This window comes from Tistrella arctica, assembly GCF_039630945.1.
In the GTDB taxonomy this organism is placed as follows: domain Bacteria; phylum Pseudomonadota; class Alphaproteobacteria; order Tistrellales; family Tistrellaceae; genus Tistrella; species Tistrella bauzanensis.
In genome coordinates this window covers 351531-373219 of the sequence record NZ_JBBKTV010000005.1, presented here as the reverse complement: position 1 = coordinate 373219, position 21689 = coordinate 351531, and the positions used below count along the sequence as shown (strand labels likewise).

At 66.8% G+C, this 21689-nt stretch carries 19 protein-coding genes; 8 read left to right on the top strand and 11 right to left on the bottom strand.

The annotated features are described in order from the left end of the window. Positions 1 to 2 precede the first annotated feature (2 nt). Positions 3 to 896 (bottom strand): LysR family transcriptional regulator, encoded by an 894-nt coding sequence (locus tag WG924_RS13290; RefSeq protein WP_345933521.1) that lies wholly within the window; start codon positions 894 to 896, stop codon positions 3 to 5. A gap of 102 nt (positions 897 to 998) precedes the next feature. Here WG924_RS13290 and WG924_RS13285 point away from each other — a divergent pair, with 102 nt between their 5' ends. From WG924_RS13285 to WG924_RS13275, 3 genes are all read left to right on the top strand, one after another. After that, positions 999 to 1805 (top strand): SDR family NAD(P)-dependent oxidoreductase, encoded by an 807-nt coding sequence (locus WG924_RS13285; protein WP_345933520.1) that lies wholly within the window; start codon positions 999 to 1001, stop codon positions 1803 to 1805. Between the two features lie 109 nt (positions 1806 to 1914). Further along, the gene (locus WG924_RS13280; RefSeq protein ID WP_345933519.1) at positions 1915 to 2832 is read left to right on the top strand and encodes a LysR family transcriptional regulator; all 918 of its coding nucleotides are present in this window, start codon (positions 1915 to 1917) and stop codon (positions 2830 to 2832) included. A 295-nt stretch (positions 2833 to 3127) separates the two neighbouring features. Continuing rightward, positions 3128 to 4780 (top strand): OFA family MFS transporter, encoded by a 1653-nt coding sequence (locus WG924_RS13275; protein WP_345933518.1) that lies wholly within the window; start codon positions 3128 to 3130, stop codon positions 4778 to 4780. On the opposite strand, the gene WG924_RS13270 is transcribed toward WG924_RS13275, so the two are convergent. The 8 genes from WG924_RS13270 to WG924_RS13235 all read right to left on the bottom strand — a co-directional run bounded on the left by WG924_RS13270 (position 4752) and on the right by WG924_RS13235 (position 14543). Further along, positions 4752 to 6347, bottom strand: coding sequence for a putative bifunctional diguanylate cyclase/phosphodiesterase (locus tag WG924_RS13270; RefSeq protein ID WP_345933517.1), 1596 nt, complete (start codon positions 6345 to 6347; stop codon positions 4752 to 4754). The two genes, WG924_RS13275 and WG924_RS13270, sit on opposite strands and share 29 nt — an antisense overlap. Positions 6348 to 6486: 139 nt before the next feature. Beyond that, the gene (locus WG924_RS13265; protein WP_345933516.1) at positions 6487 to 7500 is read right to left on the bottom strand and encodes an ABC transporter substrate-binding protein; all 1014 of its coding nucleotides are present in this window, start codon (positions 7498 to 7500) and stop codon (positions 6487 to 6489) included. Between the two features lie 160 nt (positions 7501 to 7660). Next, entirely contained in the window at positions 7661 to 8791 is a 1131-nt protein-coding gene (locus WG924_RS13260) for an ABC transporter permease (protein WP_345933515.1), read from the bottom strand. Next, a complete protein-coding gene (locus tag WG924_RS13255; RefSeq protein ID WP_345933514.1) occupies positions 8788 to 9723 on the bottom strand; it encodes an ABC transporter permease in 936 nt (311 codons plus the stop codon). Before WG924_RS13255 ends, WG924_RS13260 begins: the two co-directional genes overlap by 4 nt. Next, complete coding sequence (locus WG924_RS13250; protein ID WP_188576082.1) at positions 9716 to 10537, bottom strand: ABC transporter ATP-binding protein; 822 nt, start codon at positions 10535 to 10537, stop codon at positions 9716 to 9718. The genes WG924_RS13255 and WG924_RS13250 overlap by 8 nt, the downstream gene beginning before the upstream one ends. 554 nt (positions 10538 to 11091) lie before the next feature. Next, positions 11092 to 11583 carry a helix-turn-helix domain-containing protein gene (locus WG924_RS13245; protein ID WP_345933513.1) on the bottom strand — a complete coding sequence of 164 codons (492 nt, stop codon included), beginning with the start codon at positions 11581 to 11583 and terminating at the stop codon, positions 11092 to 11094. Between the two features lie 260 nt (positions 11584 to 11843). After that, complete coding sequence (locus tag WG924_RS13240; protein WP_345933512.1) at positions 11844 to 13466, bottom strand: EAL domain-containing protein; 1623 nt, start codon at positions 13464 to 13466, stop codon at positions 11844 to 11846. 234 nt (positions 13467 to 13700) lie between these two features. After that, positions 13701 to 14543: a fumarylacetoacetate hydrolase family protein gene (locus WG924_RS13235; protein ID WP_345933511.1), complete on the bottom strand. Its 843-nt coding sequence runs from the start codon at positions 14541 to 14543 to the stop codon at positions 13701 to 13703. A gap of 280 nt (positions 14544 to 14823) precedes the next feature. Here WG924_RS13235 and WG924_RS13230 point away from each other — a divergent pair, with 280 nt between their 5' ends. The 3 genes from WG924_RS13230 (at position 14824) to WG924_RS13220 (ending at position 16600) form a co-directional block, all read left to right on the top strand. Next, positions 14824 to 15423: a 2-hydroxychromene-2-carboxylate isomerase gene (locus WG924_RS13230; protein WP_345933658.1), complete on the top strand. Its 600-nt coding sequence runs from the start codon at positions 14824 to 14826 to the stop codon at positions 15421 to 15423. Between the two features lie 363 nt (positions 15424 to 15786). After that, entirely contained in the window at positions 15787 to 15936 is a 150-nt protein-coding gene (locus tag WG924_RS13225) for a hypothetical protein (protein WP_345933510.1), read from the top strand. Between the two features lie 157 nt (positions 15937 to 16093). Beyond that, a complete protein-coding gene (locus tag WG924_RS13220) occupies positions 16094 to 16600 on the top strand; it encodes an META domain-containing protein (RefSeq protein WP_345933509.1) in 507 nt (168 codons plus the stop codon). A gap of 28 nt (positions 16601 to 16628) precedes the next feature. Here WG924_RS13220 and WG924_RS13215 read toward each other — a convergent pair whose 3' ends face one another. Continuing rightward, positions 16629 to 17858, bottom strand: coding sequence for a sensor histidine kinase (locus tag WG924_RS13215; protein ID WP_345933508.1), 1230 nt, complete (start codon positions 17856 to 17858; stop codon positions 16629 to 16631). Positions 17859 to 18261: 403 nt separating this feature from the next. Further along, positions 18262 to 19299, bottom strand: a complete 1038-nt coding sequence (gene curA / locus WG924_RS13210; RefSeq protein WP_345933507.1) for an NADPH-dependent curcumin/dihydrocurcumin reductase — start codon at positions 19297 to 19299, stop codon at positions 18262 to 18264. Positions 19300 to 19554: 255 nt separating this feature from the next. Here curA and WG924_RS13205 point away from each other — a divergent pair, with 255 nt between their 5' ends. Next, a complete protein-coding gene (locus tag WG924_RS13205; RefSeq protein WP_345933506.1) occupies positions 19555 to 20739 on the top strand; it encodes a thiolase family protein in 1185 nt (394 codons plus the stop codon). 129 nt (positions 20740 to 20868) lie between these two features. Further along, positions 20869 to 21681, top strand: a complete 813-nt coding sequence (locus WG924_RS13200; protein ID WP_345933505.1) for an enoyl-CoA hydratase/isomerase family protein — start codon at positions 20869 to 20871, stop codon at positions 21679 to 21681. Positions 21682 to 21689 lie beyond the last annotated feature (8 nt).

The following is a 21689-nucleotide window of genomic DNA, read 5'->3' as shown; positions in this document are numbered from 1 at the left end:
CTTTATGTGGCCCTGCTTGCCCGAAGCGTCTCCTTGAACAGCGCGAAGGCCGTCGTGCCCTGCCGATCGGGGTAATAGAGGTGGTAGCCGGCGAAGGGCTGGCACCACGGTTCCAGCAGGCGGATGAGACGGCCATCGGCAATCGGCGCCGCCACCAGATCCTCAAGGACGTAGAGGATGCCGAACCCCTCAAGGGCGGCGGCCACCAGCAGGTCGCCGTCGTTGAACACCGGCCCGCGGCCCGGCGTGACCGTCACCGTATGGCCGTCGCGCTCGAACGACCACGGCGACAGCTCGCCATGCGCGTCGCGATAGGCGATGCAGCGATGGCGTGTGAGGTCGGCGGGTTCCATCGGCGCCGGATGGGCGCTCAGATAGCCGGGAGCGGCCACCACCGCGACGCGAAGCGGAGGCCCGACCGCCAGCGCGATCATGTCCTTCTCCAATCGCTCGCCGAGCCGGATGCCCGCATCATAGCGGCCCGCCACGACGTCGGTCATCCTACCCTCCACGGAGACCTCCACCTCGATGCCGGGGTGGCGGCGCATGAAGGACGGGAGCATCGGCCACAGCACTGTGTCCGCGGCGTGTTTGCCCGCCGTGATCCGGACGGTGCCGATCGCTGCCCCGCGCGCCTGGGACAGCGCCTCGATCGCGTCGTCCAACCCGGACAGTGCCGGCGACAGGGTGGCGAGCAGGCGCTCGCCGGCCGCGGTCGGGGCAACGCTGCGCGTCGTGCGGGAGAGCAGGCGAAAACCGAGTTGGCCCTCCAGCCGCTTCATGGTCTGGCTCAACGCCGACTGGGTGACCCCGAGCCGCCGCGCGGCACGTGTGAAGCTGCGGTCGGCGGCGATCGCCGCGAAGACGGCGAGGTCGCCGAGCTGATCCGGACGCATTGATGATCCCCGCTACTGGGGCCTATGACTGATTAGGCGGTTATCTCGATCAATTAGCACGGCTACATGGTCAGCAACAGTGGAAGGAACAAGGAGCAGGCGATGGGCAAGATCTGGCTGGTGACGGGCGCAAGCCGGGGGCTTGGATGCGAGATCACGCGCGCGGCGCTCGATGCGGGCGAAACGGTCGTGGCAACGGCGCGCGTCCCCAAGGCGGTGCGCGATGCCTGCGGGGGCGACCACGATCGCCTGCACGCGCTCGGGCTCGATATCACCGACGCCGACGCCGCGAACGCGGTCGCCGCCGAGACCGCCGGGCGGTTCGGTGCGATCGACGTGCTGGTCAACAATGCCGGCTATGCCGAGCTGGGGTTCTTCGAGACCGTCACCGATGCCGCGGTGCGGCGTCAGTTCGAGGTCAATCTGTTCGGCACGATGAATGTCGCGCGCGCGGTCGCCCCCCATATGCGTGCGCGGCGCTCAGGCCTCATCGTCACCATTTCGTCGGTCAGCGGGCTGGTCTCCAACGGTGGGGGGGGCGTCTACGCGGCGTCGAAATTCGCGGTCGAGGGATGGATGGAGGGCTTCGCGCAGGAACTGGCGCCGTTGGGCGTCCGCTCGCTCCTGGTCGAGCCGGGGATGCTGCGCACCGACTTCATGGACAGCAAGTCGGCGCGCTTCGGCAGCATCGACATTCCCGACTATGCCGAGGCGGTCGCACAGTATCGCGCGTTCGTGGACGGGGCCAACGGCAACCAGCCGGGCGATCCGAAGCGGCTTGCGGCACGGATCGTGGCGCTGGCGTCGCAGGCCGAGGCGCCATCGCGGCTCGTGTTCGGCGACGACGCCCGGCAATGGGCCGGCGCGAAGCTCGACCAGTTGCGGCAGGACATCGCCCGGTCCGCATGACGCGCGGATGATGACATCATGGAGATTGCAACCATAATACGTTATGGGTAATGGGTTTTGAAATCGTACCCACCGTCCCGTCGGGGGGGATCGTCGGGGGGATGTCCGGATGCTGGTGCGCCATCTGTCCTATTTCGTCACCCTGGCCCGCGAGAAGCATTTCGCGCGGGCGGCGGAGGTCTGTCATGTGACGCAACCCACCCTGTCGGCGGCGATCCGTCGGCTGGAAGAGGATCTGGATGTCAGGCTGGTGGTGCGCAGCCATCGCTTCGTCGGCCTGACACCGGAAGGCGAAACCCTTCTGGCCTGGGGACGCCAGATCCTCAGCGATTACGACAGCCTGCGCGACGATCTGACCGGGCTGCGCCAGGGCCTGAGCGGCACGCTGAGGCTGGGGGTCATCCCGGCGGCGATGCCGTCGGTGGCGTTTCTGAGCGCACGGTTCGCCAGCGCCCATCCCGCCGCCGGGATCGCCATTCAGTCGCTGACGTCGCGTGCGATCCAGCGCGGGCTCGACGCCTTCGAACTGGATGGCGGCCTGACCTATCTTGAGAACGAGCCGCTGGAGCATGTCCGGCGGGTGCCGTTGTACCGCGAGCGTTATGTCTTCCTGACCCATCGCGGCCACCCGATGGCCCGGCGGCGCCAGATCACCTGGGCGCAGGCGCTGGTCGAACGCCTGTGCCTGTTGAGCGAGGACATGCAGAACCGGCGGATCCTGAACAACATCGCGGCGTCGATCGGTGTGCCGATCACGGCGCCGGTGGTGAGCAATTCCTTCCTTGGGGTCTGTGCCCATATCCGCCATGGCGCCTGGTCGAGCATCGTGCCCCACACCTTCTTTCACGTCTTCGGCGGCAATCCCGATCTGGTGGCGGTGGATCTGGTCGAGCCGGTGCATACGCAGGCGATCGGGCTGGTGCTGTCGGATCGCGACCCGCCATCGCCGATGGCGAGCGCCCTGCTTGCCTGCACCCGTGAAGCCGATTTCGAGACGGTCTTCACCGGGGTCGGCCTGTCCGAATGACTGGGTCTGTCCGAGTGATGGCGTCCGGCCGATTCGGGCCAGTTGATAGGGCGCATCTATCACGTCTTCATGTAATTCAATTTGATGTGGCTCGCGTAAGAGGGGAGCGTGATGTGTCCGGAGGATCAAGGGCCGCCTGAAGAGCGGGCCGGTCTCCGGTGGGGGAAATGCCATCAGACGGGCGGGAGCCTGCGCCGCATCGCCATGCGCGCAGGGCAGGGTGGATGTTTGCCGCCCGAGCCCCGTCGTCCGGTCTTCCCCGCTGACGCCGCGTCAAAGGGGAGGCATGTCATCCATGGTGCAGACCACTGCAATTGCGGGGGAGCCGGGGGTACCCGGCATTCTCGATCGCACGCGCATCATCGCGCGACCGGGCTTCAATCGCTGGCTGGTGCCGCCGGCGGCCCTCGCCATTCATCTGTGCATCGGCATGGCCTATGGCTTCAGCGTCTTCTGGCTGCCGCTGTCGCGGGCGGTCGGCGTCACCCAGTCGGTGGCCTGCACCAATCTCAGCCTGATCGGCGCGCTGACCACCACCACCTGCGACTGGCGGATCAGCGATCTGGTCTGGATCTATACCCTGTTCTTCGTGGTGCTGGGCACCTCGGCGGCGCTGTTCGGCGGCTGGCTGGAACGCGCCGGCCCGCGCAAGGCGGGCGTCGTCGCCGCTCTGTGCTGGTGCGGCGGTCTGGCGCTGTCGGCGCTGGGCATTGCCGTGCATCAGTTGTGGCTGATGTGGCTGGGGTCCGGCGTCATCGGCGGCATCGGGCTGGGGCTTGGCTATATCTCGCCGGTCTCGACCCTGATCAAATGGTTTCCCGACCGGCGCGGTATGGCGACCGGCATGGCGATCATGGGCTTCGGCGGCGGCGCGCTGATCGGCAGCCCGCTTGCCGACATGCTGATGAATGCCTATCGTACCCCGGTTTCGGTGGGGGTGTGGGAAACCTTTCTGACGCTGGCCCTGATCTATCTGGTGTTCATGCTGGGCGGGGCCTTCGGCTATCGGGTGCCGCCGGCCGGCTGGCGCCCCGATGGCTGGACACCGCCGCCGGCGACGCGGGCGATGATCACCCATGGCCATGTCCATCTGCGCGACGCCCACAAGACACCGCAATTCTGGCTGATCTGGGCCGTGCTGTGCCTGAACGTCTCGGCCAGCATCGGCATCATCGGCGTGGCGGCCCCGATGCTGCAGGAGATTTTCGGTGGCAGCCTGGTCGGCGCGCCGGATATAGGCTTCACGGATTTCGACGACAGCCAGAAACGTGCCGCCGCGGCGGTCGCGGCCGGTTTCGTGGGCCTGATCTCGCTGTTCAACATCGGTGGCCGGTTCTTCTGGGCGTCGCTGTCCGACCGGCTGGGTCGCAAGCTGACCTATGCCGTGTTCTTCGTGCTGGGGGTGGCGCTGTATCTGGCGGCGCCGGTTCTGGCCGGCGGCCATATGCTGGCGCTGTTCGTGCTGGCCTTCTGCGTCATCGCATCGATGTATGGCGGCGGCTTCGCCACCATACCGGCCTATCTGGCGGATATCTTCGGCACCCAGTTCGTGGGCGCCATCCACGGCCGGCTGCTGACCGCATGGTCGACGGCGGGGATATTGGGGCCGCTGGTCGTGGCCTATATGCGCGATGCCCAACTCGCCGCCGGTGTGCCGCGGGCGCAGATCTATGACACGATCATGCTGGTGCTGGCGGCGATGCTGGCCGTGGGGTTCGTGGCCAATCTGCTGGTGCGGCCGCTGGCCACGCGCTGGTTCATGAAGCCGGCCGAGCTTGCGGCGGAACAGGCGCGGCTGCGACCGGTGGATGCCGCCCATGAAGGCTCGTTCGGCATCGGCCGGGGCGGCATCAGCGGTCCGGCGATGCTGGCCTGGCTGGCGGTGGGCCTGCCGATCCTGTGGGGGATCTGGATCACCTTCAATAAGGCGCTGGTTCTGTTCCATTGAGTGCGGCGGCCCGTCTGGCCAGAAGCAGGCTTTCGGCCTGATCCAGAAGGGCCGCCCCGTTCGATGCCGTGTGAATGCCATGGCGGAGCAGGGCGGCCCGGCCATCGCTGCCGCCAGCCATGCCTTCGGCGCTGACATCCATCCCCAGCCCGTCGCCCAGCCCGGCCAATGCGCTGACGATGCGGCTGGTTTCGCTGTCGCCGATCTGTTCGATGAAACTGCGGTCGATCTTGACCCGGTCGAGCTTGATGTGGCGCAGATGATACAGGCTGGAATAGCCGGTGCCGAAATTGTCCAGCGCCACCCGCACGCCCAGACGGCGCAGCCCGGCGCACAGGGCGCCGGCCGCCTGCGGGTCGCTGACCAGGGCGCTTTCGGTGATGTCGAGTTCCAGCCGCTCGGGGCTCAGCCCGCTGTCGTTCAGGATGGCCGCGACCTGGGCCGGCAGGCCTGTATCCCGTAACTGGCCGGGAAAGATATCGACCGCCAGCGACACGTGACCAGGCCAGGCCCGCGCGGCCTCGCAGGCCTCGGTCAGCATCCAGCGGCCAAGGGCATGGATCAGCCCGGTATCCTCGGCGATCGGCACGAAACGGTCCGGCGGCAGATCGCCATGCACCGGGTGATGCCAGCCGGGAATGGCATCGAAGCCGGTGATGGCGCCACTGCGCAGGTCGAAACTCGGACGGAAGCGCAGGTGCAGCCGGTTGGCGTCGAGTGCCGCCCGCAGATCGCGCTCCAGCGCCTCGCGCAGTCGGATCTGCTGGTCCATGTCGGCCTCGAAAAACCGATAGGCCGACCGGCGTTCAGCCTTCGCCCGATAGAGCGCGATATCGGCGCGACGCAGCGCCTCTGTCAGATCGGTCGCATCCTGTGGCAGCACGGCGATGCCGATGCCGGTGCCGACGGCATGGCGCACGCGGCCGGTGGTGACCGGTTCATCGCAGACGCGCATCAAACGGCGGGCAAGGCTGGTCGCGGCTTCAGGGCCGGCCAGATGCTGTGACAGCACCGCGAATTCGTCACCGCCGAGCCGCGCCACCAGATCGCCCTCGCGCACGGCGCCCAGCAGGCGGGCGGCCAGGATGATCAGCACTTCATCGCCAATGCCGTGACCGTGGACGTCGTTGATCTGCTTGAAACCGTTCAGGTCCAGCAGCAGCAGCGCATGGGCGCCGCCGGCGCGAGGCGGTGAGGCGATCGCGGTGGTCAGCGCTTCTTCGAACTGCCGGCGGTTGGCAAGGCCGGTCAGCGGGTCCTGATAGGCCAGTTCCCGTGCCTGACATTCGGCCGCGATCCGCCGTGCCATCTCTCGTTTCTGAAGCCGGTACTGGCGCAGGGTGAAGCCCAGCAGCAGCACCGAGAACAGCACCCCCAGAGACAGAGCCTCGTCCAACTCTATCGTCGCGGTCCTGGTGTCGGCCGTCAGGCTGTCTTCATACAGATCGATCGTGACGGCGACATAGGTCGCCACCGCCATCGTGAGCACGATGGCGCCGATATCGCGGGTGGCCAGACGGTATCTGAGGCCGGCCAGCCGCCGGCGTAGGAAGGATATCGGCTGCATCCGTCGGTGGTCTCCTGCGCTGATGCCGTCCTGTCACCTGCCATGGTATACCCTAAAACGAGCCGCCCCGGATCGGATGATCCGGGGCGGCATCGTGCATGTCCGGTCGGCATGCGCGGTCAGATGGACCGATGCGCGATCACATCGCCTTGTCATAGACCGCATGGGTCCAGGCGGCATCGCCCGGGTCCTTGGTGATGACCGGCGCGGACTCCGCCCCCATCAACACCTCGACCGTGCGCTTGAAGTCTTCAGGCGCCAGATAACCCATGCCCTTGTCCGAGCCGGCGAGCAGCTTGGCGACTTCCTGCATCATGCGGGCCTGATGTTCTTCGGTCTGGGCGCCGGTCGTGTCGTTGTCGAGCACGATCTCCACCGCTTCCGGCTGATTGGCCGCGGCATATTCCCAGCCCTTGACGCTGGCCTTCACGAAACGGGCCAGCTTGTCGACCATCGCCGGGTCGGCCAGGCTCTTTTCCAGCGTGTACAGGCCGTCTTCCAGCGTCGCGACGTTCTGGTCCTGATACTTGAAGGTGATCAGCTCATCGGCCGGCAGGCCGGCATCCAGGATCTGCCAGTATTCGTTATAGGTCATGGTCGACACGCAGGAGGCCTGCTTCTGCAGGATCGGGTCGACGTTGAAGCCCTGCTTCAGAACCGTGATATCGGCATCGGGGCCTTCGGTCTTGTAGCCCAGCGTCGACATCCACGACAGGAACGGATACTCGTTGCCGCCGAACCAGACGCCAAGGGTATGGCCCTTGAAATCGGCCGGTGTCTTGATGCCGCTGTCCTTGCGGCAGGTCAGCATCATGCCCGACTGCTGGAAGATCTGGGCGATGTTGACCAGCGGCACGCCCTTCTCGCGGGTAGCCAGAGCCGAAGGCATCCAGTCGACCACAACATCGGCGCCGCCGCCGGCGATCACCTGCGAGGGATTGATGTCGGGGCCGCCGGCCTTGATGGTCACGTCGAGACCGGCTTCGTCATAGAAGCCCTTCTCCTTGGCGACGTAATACCCGGCGAACTGTGCCTGGGTGACCCATTTGAGCTGCAGGGTCAAGGCGTCGGCCGCCTGGCTCGAACCCATCGCGGCCAGTCCCAGGGCGATGCCTGCGACCGATCCGGTCAGGAGGGTCTTGAGCGTCTTCATTCTCGTCTCCCTCGTCGTCATGCGTGGCCCCGCGCTGCCGCCGTCGGGGGTTGACCTCTGTGGTCGGCAGCGGGGGCGGCTCCCCTGAATGTCACCCGGCCGCGGCCGAAGCCTCGTTGAGACCGCAACCGGGTGTATCGCGGGCGACAGGCGGTCCGTCTCAACGGCCGCGCATCGCCGGATGCCAGAATGTCAGGCGGCGTTCGATCGCCGACAGCAGCCCATAGGCGCCCGATCCGGCCAGAGCCGCCACCAGGATCGTTGCCCAGACCACGTCGACATTCATCCGCGCCACCTCGGTGCTGATCCTGAAGCCCATGCCCACAACAGGCGTTCCGAAGAACTCGGCGACGATCGCCGCGATCAGCGCCAGCGTCGCGCTGATCTTCAGCCCGTTGAACAGGAAGGGCAATGCGTTCGGCAGCCGTGCGACGATCAGCGTCGTCAGATGTCCGGCGCCGTAAGACCGCATCAGATCCAGTTCCTGGCGGGTGGTGGCCGACAGGCCCGCCAGGGTGTTGACCAGCATCGGAAACAGCGTGGTCACCACCACCACCGCCGCCTTCGACGGCCAGTCGAACCCGAACCACATCACCATGATCGGCGCGATGCCAACGATAGGGGCCGCACTCATCAGATTGGCGACCGGCAGCAGACCCCGGCGCAGAAACGCCACCCGGTCCGCCGCCACCCCCAGCAGGATGCCGGCGGTGCAGCCGATCAGATAGCCGCGCAGCGCGCCCTTCCACACCGTCTGGATGAAATCGGCCCACAGCACCGGCAGGCCGTTGACGAAGGCCGAGCCGATCGCGCTGGGCGGCGGCAGCAGCACCGGCGGCACGCCGAAGCCGATGCAGCCCGCCTCCCACGCGTAAAGCAGGGTCAGGCCCAGGGCGGCGGGCGGCAGGATCCGGGCGGCAGCCGATGCCTCGGGCAGCCGGGCGACCAGGGCGATGCCGCGGGTGGCGGCCAGCATCACGGCGATCCCCGCCAGGGTGAAGCCGGGGCCGGCTGTGCCGAAGGCCACCGCGCCGGTGCGCAGGGCGGCGATGGTGGCCACGGCGCCGAGCAGCGCGCCAGCCAGCACCAGCGGTCCGCGCGCCGTTGAGCCTTGTGGCCGCCGGGCGGCCGAGATGAACGGGATCAGCGCCAGCAGCATGATCCCGGCGGGCAGCCCCGCATCCATCACCCACATGCCGCTGTCGGTGTCGGTCAGCGGCAGCAGCAGGGCCGCCAGCAGCAGAGCGCCGCCGGCAAGATCGATGGAGCGTGAGACGGGTGACCGGGTCATCGGACACCTCCGCTGCGGCCGATCACCACCCGCTCGACCAGTGCCACCGCCTGAACCAGCAGGGCCGACAGAACCGAGGCCGCGATCAGCGCCGCCCAGATCTGGGTGGTCTGACCGTAATACGACCCGGCGAGCAGGCGCGTGCCCAGCCCGGCCTGTCCGCCGGTCGGCAGCTCGCCCACGATCGCGCCGACCAGGGCGGCGGCGATGGCCACCTTCAGGCTGGCGAACAGATAGGGCAGCGAGGTGGGCAGGCGCAGCTTCAGAAACACCTGCAGCGGGCTGGCATCATAGGAATGCATCAGGTCCATATGCAGCGGATCGGCCGAACGCAGCCCCTTGGTCATGCCGATGGCGACCGGGAAGAAGCACAGATACATCGAGATCACGGCCTTTGGCAGCAGGCCGGTGAAGCCCAGATTGCCCAGCACCACCACCACCATCGGCGCGATCGCCAGGATCGGCACGGTCTGGGATGCGACGATCCAGGGCAGCACGCCGCGCTCAAGCGGCCGGAGCGCCGCCATGCCGATGGCGAGCGTCATGCCAAGAATGGTGCCGAGCACGAAGCCGGCCAAGGTCGACTGGGCGGTGGCGATGGCATGGGTCAGCAGGTTGCGGACATTGCCGACCGGCCGTTCGGTCGATGAGGTGACGATCTCGACCAGAACCTGATCGGGGGTCGGCAGCACCGGGCGGCGCTGGCCGAAGGCCTCGGTCAGAACCTGGCCGGTCGTCGGGCTGGCGATGCCCTGGCGGTTCAACTGCTCGATGGCCTGCGGGCTGTTGAGGATGAAGGCGCCCAGATACCAGATCGCGATCACCAGCGCCGCCACCGTCAGCACCGGTACGATATTGGCGGAACGATCGGCGGCGGCGCGCCACAGGCGGTGCCGGCCGGTGGGCGGCAGTGCGGCGCCAAGGTCAGTCATAGGAGTGACCCTTGGCGAGACCGGCGCGCACCAGGGCCGCCACCCGCTGAAATTCGGCCGATTCGCGCATTTCGAGCGTGCGTTCCGCCGGCAGGTCGCAGGTGATTTCCTCCAGGATCTTGCCCGGGCGCGGGCTCATCACGATGATCCGGGTCGACAGGAACACTGCCTCGGCGATCGAATGGGTCACGAAGACGCAGGTCAGGCCGGTCTGACGCCAGAGTGCATTCAGCGCCAGATTAAGATGATCGCGGGTGATTTCGTCCAGCGCGCCGAAGGGTTCGTCCATCAGCAGCAGTTCAGGGGCGAACGACAGCGCCCGCGCGATCGACGCGCGCTGTTGCATGCCGCCGGACAATTGCCACGGATATTTGCGCGCAAAGCCGTCAAGCCCGACCAGGGCCAGTTTTTCACGCACGATCGCCTGCCGTTCGGCCTTGGGCCGTCGGGCCAGTTCCAGCGGCAGCATGACGTTGCGTTCAACCGTCCGCCAGGGCATCAGCGCCGGTGCCTGAAAGACATAGCCATAGGCGCGGTCGCGGCGTGCCTCGTCGGGCGTCCGGCCGGCAACCGTGATGCTGCCGCCGGTCGGCTGTTCCAGATCGGCGATCACCCGCAGCAGCGTGGTCTTGCCGCATCCGGACGGGCCGATCAGCGACACGAAATCGCCGGGCCGGATATCGATGTCGACATCCTGAAGGGCATGCACCGGCTGGTCCGCCGTCTGATAGACCAGCGACAGCCGGCGCGCGGAAACGGCGGCACCGTCCGATCCGGTGCGCGCGGCATCGGGGCCGGCCGCGCGAGCGGCCATGGGTGTGCCGGCCTGACCGGCCGGGGGTGCCTTGTTGCCGGTCGTGTCGAGTGTCATCGGTCCTGCCATGCGTGGTCTCGGCCTCACGAGTTGGCCCCGCGACGGTGTCGGCGGCGGAGTTCTCCCTTCCGCGCAACCGGTCCGTCGCTGTTGTTTGTCGGCCCCTGTCCGGGCCTCGTTGTGCAATCCTTGGGCCAAGGGTGCACCTGTTTTTACGATCGAGGTTCAACCCGTTGCCTGCAAGCGCTTTTTGCCTGACCGATCGGATAGGTTTCGGACCGGGCGACAGACGGCTGACACCCCGGCTGTCAGGGGGTGGGCGAGGATTTTCTGCGCAAACTTTAGCCAAGGTTCATATTATGCACGCATTTTAAGCGGCGGAGCCTCGATAGTTGCCGGCGGTCGGGCAAGCCTGCACGCCGTCGCGTCATGGTAGCGGCCGGCACGCCGTCAGGCGAGGGCCAAGCGGCGGCACCGTCTGCGCATCACGACAAAGCACCCGGCATGCGTGGCATGCCGGGTGCACCTTATGGCGGACGGGTGGCCGTATGTGGTCAGTGCATGGCGCTGGCGTCCGCGTCCATGTCGGTGTCGTCATCGATGCCATCGGTCGCGCTGAGCGCGCTGATGAGATCGGTGATCGCCCGCCGCGCCGTGGCGTCGGAAATCGAGGCGAGCCGGCTGCTGGCTTCGATCATGCCCCGGCTGATGCGGTTGCGGCGCAACACCTTCGGGCCGTCGTCGAGCTTGTCCAGAAGTGATGATGGAGGCACTTCCAGAATGCCTGCCAGGCGATAGAGCGAACACGCGCTGATGCGGTTCTGTCCCTTTTCGTATTTCTGCAACTGCTGAAAGCTGATCCCCAATCGGCTGGAGCACGCTTCCTGACTGAGACCACGGGCAAGACGGAGGGCGCGGATGCGCCGGCCGATCGCCTGATTGATTTCGGTTTCGATGTCTCGACGCTCGCTGCGCGGAGAAACCTGCGGCACAGCCGCGGGCTCAAGCGCGCGCGGGTGCTTCAAGCTGTTGAGGGCGTCACGCATCCTGGATGACCTCTTATGTACGGGGACTGGGTTGGGCTTTCGGCAACTCATGGTGTGGATGCCGTTTATCATCGGTCCTGCACGGTCCGGGTGTGACGTCTTATGCGTCATGAACGTCATGATAGTATGAAACTCGCCAATGTAACGACATTTTGGATGAAGAAATGCTCCTTCGGGGGAGGAACACGCGTGCTGCGCGAGGGAAAGGTCGAACGGGGGGCGGCATGACCGGCTGTCGCCGGGCCCGCCACGCCGGTTGTTCAGGCGCGCCGGCGTCGAGAGGGAGGCCCTGCCACGGCCATGCGTCCGTCGACATAGGCGCCGAACGTCTCGGCCTCCATGGCGCGGGCGAACAGCCAGCCCTGGCCATAGGTCACGCCGCGCGCGATCAGGTAATCCGCCTGGGCGCCGTGTTCGATCCCCTCGGCCGCGACGTCCAGCCCCAGGGTCGCGGCCAGCGACAGGATATGGCCCATCACATCGTCGGCCGCCGTGCCGCTGCCGATGCTGTCGACAAAGGTCTTGTCCAGCTTCAGCCCGTCGACGGGCAGGGTGGCCAGATAGGCCAGGCTGGAATAGCCGGTGCCGAAATCGTCGATGGTCAGCCGATAGCCGGCATCGCGGAAGCTGCGCATCGAACTCTGCGCGCGGCGGGCATCGATCAGCGTCCGCTCGGTTGCCTCAAGCACGATCTGGCCGGCGGCGACGCCATGGGTCTTGCGCAGCCGGTCGAGCCGGCCACGCACCCGGTCGCTCTCGACATCCGGCGCCGACAGGTTGATGGCAATCCACACCGTCGGCCGTTCGGCCAGGAATTCGCCGATATCCGCGAAGACATGCTCGATGATCTGATCGGTCAGGCGCTCGATCAGGCCCTCGGCCTCGGCGACCGGAATGAAACGGTCCGGCGAAATCATGGTGCCATCGCGCTGCTGCCAGCGCACCAGCGCCTCGCCTCCCAGGCAGGCGCCATCGCTCAACCGCACGATCGGTTGATAGACCACCCGGAATTCCCCGCGCGCCAACCCGCGTCGGATACGGGCACCCATGGTGTCGCCGCGTCGCGCCAGGGTGAGGATCAGCCAGAAGATGATCGCGCCGCTGGTCAGGCCCAGCAGGCCCAGTGGCACCGCCTGCTGCCGCCAGGCTTCCAGCACCACGTCGATCGGTTGTGCCGCCAGCGCCATGGCGGAGCCGTCCGCGGTCGGGGCCGCCACGATCAACCGGTTACCGACCCGCAGCGACCGGGGCGGCGGATCGGTGCGGAAGCGGTCGACCATATCCGACAGCATGGCCCGTTCGGGCCGCGACCGCACGCCCATCACCTGGCGGCTGGTCAGCGACACCATGCTCAGAACCGTGCGCGGATCGGTCAGCACAAGATCGTAGATCTGCTCGGTATCCAGAAACAGCGCGAAGCCGTTGCGGGCGATGACGGTCGATCGGGCAACGTCGCTGGCCGGCGCCCGCACGCCCGGCGGCACCCGGTCGTACCAGATCCTGACATCGCCCTCCGACATGTCGGGCAAGGGCAGCGACGCCGGCATATCCGACTTGCCGGCACCCGTGCACAGAATGCGTCCGTCTTCAATGACCGCCACTTCCCGCACGCCGTGCGAGAAATATGCCGCGGCGCGCAATCGCATCAGCCCCACAGGCTCGCAGGCCTCGGCCAGCGGCAGGCTGGAGAGGTCATGGAAGACCTGGTCGATTTCGGTGCTCATGCGGTTGTAACGGGCCAGCATCTCGTGGACCGCGCCGTCCAGCATGTCGGTTCTGGCACGGTTCGCCGAGCCCCAGGCAACCCACAGGCTGCCGGCCACCGGCAACGCCCCGATCAGCGTCGCCAGCGTCAGGGCTATCGCAAGCACCCGTCCGCGCATGCCATCACCTTGAAAAGACTGACGGGCATCGTGGCCCGGATTGGCCCGTTCCGCGTCGGTCCGGCTGAGATCGGTCATGCCGCTGGCAGAAGCGCTATAACCGAGGGTAGATTTCCGCCCGCCCAGATCCACGATGGATCAAATTGTAGACGTCCGCCAGTGGCGTCGTCCACCGTTGAGCGTGCATTGCGGCATGGTCATGCGCGGCATGTGCAGCGCCGCCCATCCAAGATGTCAATCCTGATGGACCCGAATGGTCTGGCGGCCAAGGCGCTCAACTTCCAGGACCATACGATCGCCTGCCTTGAGAAACCGTTGCGGCCGCGCGCCCATGCCGACACCGGCAGGTGTGCCGGTGCAGATCAGGTCACCTGGCTCAAGGGTCATCAACTGGCTGAGATAGGCGATGATCCGGGCCACGCCGAACACCATGTCGGCCGTGGTGCCGTCCTGGCGCCGTTCATCGTTCAGCGACAGCCACAGCCGCAGAGCCTGCGGGTCCGGGATCTCGTCGGCGGTGACCAGCCATGGGCCCACCGGGCCGAAGCCGTCGGCAGACTTGCCCTTGGTCCACTGCCCGCCGCGGTCCAACTGGAATCCACGCTCAGAGATGTCGTTCACCACGCAATAGCCGGCGACACCGGCCAGGGCCTCCGCGTCGTCGATCCGTTTCAGGCGCTGGCCGATCACCACGCCCAGTTCCACTTCCCAATCGGTCTTCACGGCCTCGGGCGGCAGCATCAGATCGTCGTCGGGGCCGGCAATGCAGCTTGATGCCTTCTGGAACACCACCGGCTCGGTCGGCAGCGCCATGCCGCTTTCGGCCGCATGATCGCGATAGTTCAGACCGATGCCGATGAACTTGGCCGGACGCGCGATGCACGGCCCCAGCCGCGCCACGCCGTTGACCGGCGGCAAGGTCGACGGATCGATCGCCCGCAGCCGGTCCAGGGTCTCGATGGTCAGGGTCGCCGGCCCGATATCGTCCAGCACAGCGCTCAGATCGCGCAGGGTGCCGTCGGGGGCGATCATGCCAGGGCGTTCATGCCCCGCGGGGCCGTAACGGACGAGACGCATGGTGTACCTGTCTCCAAACTGCCGATGTCTGTGATCATGTCTGCAGCAGCCTACGCCAAAACGCCGCCTGAGGTCATGGCCGTCTTGAGGGGGGGTCTGAGCAGAACACCGTCGGCGCCGCGGATGGTGGGGTTTTGCCGCAGGTGATCCGGCATGATAGAACATCCGTCTGATCGATCACCTTCCGCGATGGATTGCGCCCATGACCGATGCTGTCTCCAATCCTGCCTCGAACCCTGCCGGCGAGAGCCCTGGCGTTGACCCGGTCTCTGTCGATGACCTGGCCCCTGTGGAATTCTGGTTCGATTTCAGTTCGTCCTATGCCTATTTCGCGGCCCAAAACATCGATGCCCTGGCGGCGGCGCATGGCCGGCGGGTGATCTGGCGTCCATATATGCTGGGCGTCGCCTTCAAGGCGACGGGCATGCGGGGGCTGAGCGGCACCCCGATCAAGGGCGATTATGCCCGCCGCGACTGGGCGCGGATCGCCCGTGAAACCGGCCTGACCTTTCGGCTGCCGCCAGGCCACCCGATCGTGGCCCTGCCGGCCAGCCGCGCCTTCTATTGGATCGAGGGCCGCGACCCGGCGGCGGCGATCGCGTTCGCCAAGGACGCGTTCCACGCCTATTACGCCCAGAACCTCGACATGACCCGCGTTGAGGTGGTGGCGGAGGTTGCATCGCGCCGGGGCCTGGATGCCGGCGCCGTCGCCGCCGGCATGGCGCAGGATGATGTGAAGGCGCGGGTGAAACAGGTCTCGGATGAGGGGGTGGCGCGCGGCGTCTTCGGGTCGCCCTTCTTCCTGGTCGATGGCGAGCCGTTCTGGGGATGGGACCGCATGGCCATGCTGGATCGCTGGCTCGCCCGGGGCGGATGGTGACAGGTGGGCGGTGATGGGCGGGAGGTGATGCCGCATCACCGGGGCTTGACGGGGCCGTCGCAGGGCGCCAGACTGACGCCCATGTCCAGGTCAATCGCCTCTGTCTCGTTTACGTTCTATTGGTGGAGCCCTTCCGGGGTGGCCAATCGAACGGGTGCGCGGATCTGACAGGCAGATCGACCAGACCCCGATATCGACGGCCGCCTTCGGAAACGAAGGCGGCCGTTTTTCATGTCAGGGCCGCCTTCCGAACCAGTCGATGGCGACCGGTCGACGACCGAAACCCGACCGATCCGGCGATGATTGCCGGCCTGCCCAAGGATGACCCGACCGATGTCTGCCCAACACAAGGAACCTGCGGCCATGACGACGCAGACGCCGACCAGCACCGCCCCGGAACGTGCCACCGATCCGCGCCACCCCCGGCCCATCGGCGTCAACCGGCCGCCATTGCGGCGCCCGGGGCCGATGCCGGTCGATTTCGATGTGGTGACCGACCCGGTCCCGGTCTGACGGCGGGGCTTGCGTGGCTGACACGCGATTGCCGCTGGGCGGATAGGGCGCATGCGGGCAGAGTGCCGGTCGGCGCGGCAGATGTCATGCCGTGCCGCCGCCGTCCCCCACCGCCGCCGTCCCCCACCGCCGCCGTCTCTGTGTCAAGGAACAGCCGATGCCCGCACACGCCCATGAAACACGTCTTCGACGCCGGCCGGGCCGGCTGATGACCGCCGTGCTGCTGCCGCTGGCGCTGGGCGCCTGCGCCGGCATGGGCGATGGCACGCAGGGACAGGGCAGTGCGCGGCCCGATCTGCCGTTCGTCGGAACCGTCTGGGCGCCCGATCCGGCGGCTCCGGCGGCGGCGTCGGCACGGCTGCGGTTCCATGATGACGGCCGGATGAGCGCGCGCGGCCCCTGCAACCGGATGTTCGGCCGCTATCAGCGCGGCGTCGACGATCTGGAGGGAAGCCTGCGCTTCGGCGGTATCGGTGCCACCCGCATGGCCTGCCCGGCGGCGGTGACAGATGCCGAGATGGATCTGATCGACGGGCTGCTTTCCGCCCGCCAGGCGCTGGTCGACGGCAACCGCCTGACCATCGTCACCGCAGAAGGCGACCGTCTGGGTTTCAAGGCGGTCGACGACGAGCGCGCGCCCGATCCCGGGTCGGATATGCAATGACGATTGTCCCGATCTCGGCGGTACCGGTTCAGGATGCGGCCAGGGGGAAATGAATGCGGGTGACCATGCCGCCCTCGTCGCGCGGCGCGATGTCGAGCGTGCCGCCCTGCAGCCGCACCAGCGCCTGCGCCACCGACAGCGCCAATCCGCGGCCACGGCCGCCGCGCGCGATCAGGCTGTCGGTATCGCCGAAGGCGGCCAGGGCGTTTTCGATCTCGACCGCCGTCATCACCGAACCACCATCGATGATGGCGATGTCGGTCCGATGCCGCGACTGCGTGACCTGGATGATGACGGGTGATGCCGGCGGCGCCGCGCGCAGGGCGGTATCCAGAAGGTGGCTGATGGCGCGGGCAAGGGCGGCAGTGTCGCCAATGATCATCACCGGGTGGTCCGGCAGGTCGGTCTGCACGACCGCCTGATCATGATCCGCCGCACGATCATCAGCCACCGCATGGGCCCGGCTGTCGCAGATGCGACGGACCAGCCCGCACAGATCGATCGGTTCCGGCCTGATCGGCAGCCGTCCGGTCTCGATCCGCGACAGGTCGAGGATGTCGTCGATCAACGACAGCAGTTCGGTGCCGCTGGTATGAATGCTGCGCGCGTAATCGACATAGGTCGGGCTGCCGGCCGGCCCCATCATCTCGCGGGCGATCACCTCCGAAAAGCCCAGAATGGCGTTCAGGGGCGTGCGAAGCTCGTGGCTCAGATGAGCCATGAACTCGGTTCTGGCCCGGCTGACACGCTCGGCACCCGCGCGTGCGGCCTCGGCCGCGGTGCGTGCCCGGCTCATCGCCTCGGTGCGGGCCAGCAGCGCGTCATGGATCGCGCGGGCGTCGCTTGCACAACTGCGGCAGTTGGCGGCAACCCGTATGGCGTCCGACTGATCGCGGATCACCCAGATCTGAAGCCGGCCATCGGCCGAGGCCGGTCGTGATGTGACCGCCAGAATCTGAGGGATCAGGCCGCGCAACTGAATGTCCGATCGGCAGCTTCGGGCCGGATCGGCCGTCAGCGCCTGAAAATGGGCCATCAGCCGGCTGTCGTCGGGTGATCGCTGGCGCAGGCCCCGCACCAGGGCTGCCATGCGGCCGAAGTTCAGCCGCATGCGGTCGCTGCCGAGCAGGCGGCGTGCCGCATCGTTGAGCACGACCGTCTGCCGGCTGCTGTCGGTCAGCACCATGGCGTCGGTCGCGGCCATCAGCACGGCTTCCGCGGCCACCATGCCTGCGTCGCCGGCAGTGGGGATCGCCACTGCCGTCTCCGGATCGATCGGGCCGGCCGCTCCGATGGGGGGCGGAAGCGACAGGTTGCGGTTCATCGGCACCTCGCAGCCATGGTCGGGATGATGGTCATGGATGGGGTCGGGTGTGCCGGGCGTTGAACGATCTGCAGGCGGGGCAGGCGTCGGATCGTCATCGTCGGTGTCGGCTCTTCGCGTCGGTGAAGGTCACCTTCACTATGAAGCCACCTGTTGTGGATGATCCACCGATCTTACGAGATGGCGCCGGTAAAAGATGCCGCATCCCTCATAAACAGGCAGAGTGCCGCGACAAATGCAACTTTAACGGGAGAAACAAAACTGACCCTCCGCTATCGCCGTCATGGCGACAGGCAGAGGGCCAGATTTCATACAATCAAAGGTTATGTTCTGCCGGTCAGGCAGTCGTGTCTTCGGCGATCTGCATGATCAGCTTGCCGAAGTTGCGGCCGGTGAGAAGCCCCTGGAAAGCCTCGACAGTCTTGTCGAGGCCGCCGGACACGATATCTTCGCGATACCGCACCTGACCGTCGCGGACCCAGGCGGTCATGTCCTTGAAGAAGTCGCCGGCGCGTTCCGGATGATCGCTGACGATGAAGCCGTTCAGGCTCATCCGCTTGGCCAGCATCGAGAACATGAAGCGGGGCAGGCGGTCGACGCCCTCGGCGGCGCCGGTATCATTGTAATGCGCGATCAAGCCGCACAGTGCGACGCGCGAGAAGTCGTTCATCCGCGTCATCACGGCTTCTGAAACGGCGCCGCCGACATTCTCGAAATAGACGTCGATGCCGGCCGGCACGGCTTCCTTCAGTTTCTCGCGGAAGTCATCGGCCTTGTAATCGACGCAGGCATCGAAGCCCAGTTCATCGACCACATAGGCGCATTTCTGCGGACCGCCGGCGATGCCGACCGCCCGGCAACCCTTGATTTTAGCGATCTGGCCCACGAGCCCGCCGACCGCGCCACTCGCGGCCGACACCACCACCGTTTCGCCGGCCTTCGGGCGTCCCTTGTCGAGCAGACCGACATAGGCGGTCATGCCGGGCATGCCCAGCACGCCCAGCGAGGTGGTGATCGGCGCCTGCGCAGGGTCGAGCTTGCGCACTCCGGCGCCGTTCGACAAGGCATATTCCTGCCAGCCGAACATGCCGAAGACATAGTCGCCGTCCTTGAACTTCGGATTGTTGGACGCGATGACCCGTCCGGCGGCGCCACCGACCATCGGATCGCCCAGCGCCACATTCGCCGCATAGGATTTGGACGCATCCATGCGGCCACGCATATAGGGGTCGAGCGACAGGTACAGCACTTTCACCACCATCTCGCCGGCGCCGGGTGCCGGCAGGGTGACGGTGTCGATCGGCAGGTTGTCGGTGGTCGGCATGCCGACAGGGCGCGAGGCCAGAATGATGCGGCGGTTGCGGATCTCGGTCATCGGCGGGGTCTCTCGGTTGATGGCGACAGGCGAAGCCGCCGGATGCGGCGTGACCGGCAGCCTACTTCAAACACTCGTTTGTTTGAAGTAGGCTCGGGCGCAAAATCGCCCAACGGGATGCATCGATCAACAGGGTTGCCCGAACGTGCCGCCTGCCTGATGCTCAGGGCCGTGCAGCATGCGGGTATGATGGCATGCGCCGTCGATCGCGTGTCCGATCGATGATCCACCAATCAGAACACAAGGGAGAAACCGATGACCGAGATCGTGCTGGCCGGCGGCATGCGCACGCCGTTCGGCGACTACGGCAAGTCGCTGAAGGACGTGCCGATGGTCGAGCTCGGCGCCCACGCGGCCACGGCCTGCCTGGAAAAGGCGGGAATCGGGCCCGAGAAGATGGACCATCTGGTCTGGGGCAATGTGCTGCCGGTGGACCATGACGGCTATTTCGCCAGCCGGGCCATCGCGCTCAAGATCGGCATGCCGATCGAGAGCGCCGCGCTGAATGTCAGCCGGGCCTGCGGGTCGGGCACGCAGGCTATTCTGAGTGCGGCCGAACAGATCGTCTCAGGCCATGGGCGCATGGCGCTTGCCGGCGGCGGCGAGAATTTCAGCCGTGGTCCCTATGTCATGACCGGCGCGCGCTGGGGCATGAAGCGCGGCCCCGGCGAGGTGATCGACACCCTCGACTGGGCGTACCGCGACCCGTTCAGCCGCGAGCTGATGGGCGAGACGGCCGAGAACCTGGCGGATGATTGCGGCTATACCCGCGAGGCCATGGACGAATGGGCGTTGATGAGCCAGCAGCGGGCCGGCGCGGCGATGACCAGCGGCTTCCTGGCCGCCCAAATCAAGCCGATCGAGGTGCGCGAGGGCCGCAAGACCCGCATCATGGATATGGACGAGTTCCCGCGTCCGGATGTGACGCTTGAAAAGCTGGCGAAGCTCAATCCGGTGTTCCGCAAGGGCGGTCGGGTGACGCCGGGCAATTCCAGCGGTGTCACCGACGGCTCGGCCTTCGTGGTGGTCGGCGATCGTGCCGCCCTCGAAGCCGAGGGCGTGGCGCCGGTGGTACGGCTGGTCGACTGGGCGATCGTCGGCGTGCCGCCGCGGATCATGGGCTGTGGCCCGGTGCCCGCGATCCAGGCGCTGCTCGACAAGCGCGGGCTGAAGGTGTCGGACATCGACTATTACGAGATCAACGAGGCCTTCGCCGCGGTCAATCTGCATGCCGAGGCAAAGCTTGGCGTGCCGCGCGACGTGACCAATCTTTACGGCAGCGGCATTTCGATCGGCCACCCCCCCGGAGCGACCGGCGCCCGGATGACCATCGTTGCGATGAACCATCTGGTGAACACCGGCCAGCGCTATGCCATCGTGTCGATGTGCATGGGTGCGGGTCAGGGCATGGCGGTTCTCTACGAGAACGTCGCCCGCTGAACCGGCGGCGCGTCTCGCGCTGACGGCGCGTTGTGCTGCTGGTAATGTTGTCCACCTGAAGTCGATGATCAATGCGTCGGTTCGCTGCCGACGCATTGATCATGTGCCCCTGTTCGGAGACCCTGTGCCATGACCGATACCGCCCGCCCGATCGGGTCCGGAACCGTCACCCTCGCGGTGGCGGACGGCGTTGCGACCATCACGCTCAATCGTCCGGAGGTGTTGCACGCCTTCAACCCGGCGATGGGGGCGGATCTGCTTGAAGCCTTTCTGTCCGTCGATGGCGATGCGGGCGTGCGCGCGGTGCTGCTGACCGGTGCGGGCCGTGCCTTCATGGCCGGCGGCGACCTGTCGCATCTGTATGACGCCACGGGCGCCGAGCGGCCCCACCGCGCCAACCAGCTTGTTGCGGCATTCCATGACATCGTGTTGCTGATGGCGCGGCTGTCGAAGCCGATCGTCGCGGGCGTGAACGGTGTTGCGGCCGGTGCCGGCGTGTCGCTGGCGATGGCCTGCGATCTGGTGGTGATGGCGTCGGAAGCCAAGCTGGTGATGGCCTATACCGGTATCGGCACCAGCCCTGATGGCGGATCGACCTTCGCGCTGCCCCGGCTGATCGGGCCGAAGCTCGCCATGGAAATGCTGCTGCTGAACGAACCGGTCGATGCCGAAACCGCCCGGGCCTGGGGGCTGGTCAACCGGATCGTGCCCGCGGCCGAGGTGCCGGCCGAAGCGGCGAAGCTGTCGGCGAAGCTGGCGGCGGGGCCGACGCTGGCCTATGCCCGCACCCGCCGGCTGGTGTCGGAAAGCCTCGACAATCCGCTGGGGCAGCAGCTTGCGCGCGAACACGAAGCCTTTGTCGCATCCAGCCGCACGGCCGATTTCGATGCGGGTCTCGGTGCTTTCCTTGCCAAACGCAAGCCCGTCTATGACGGCCGGTGACCTGTGAC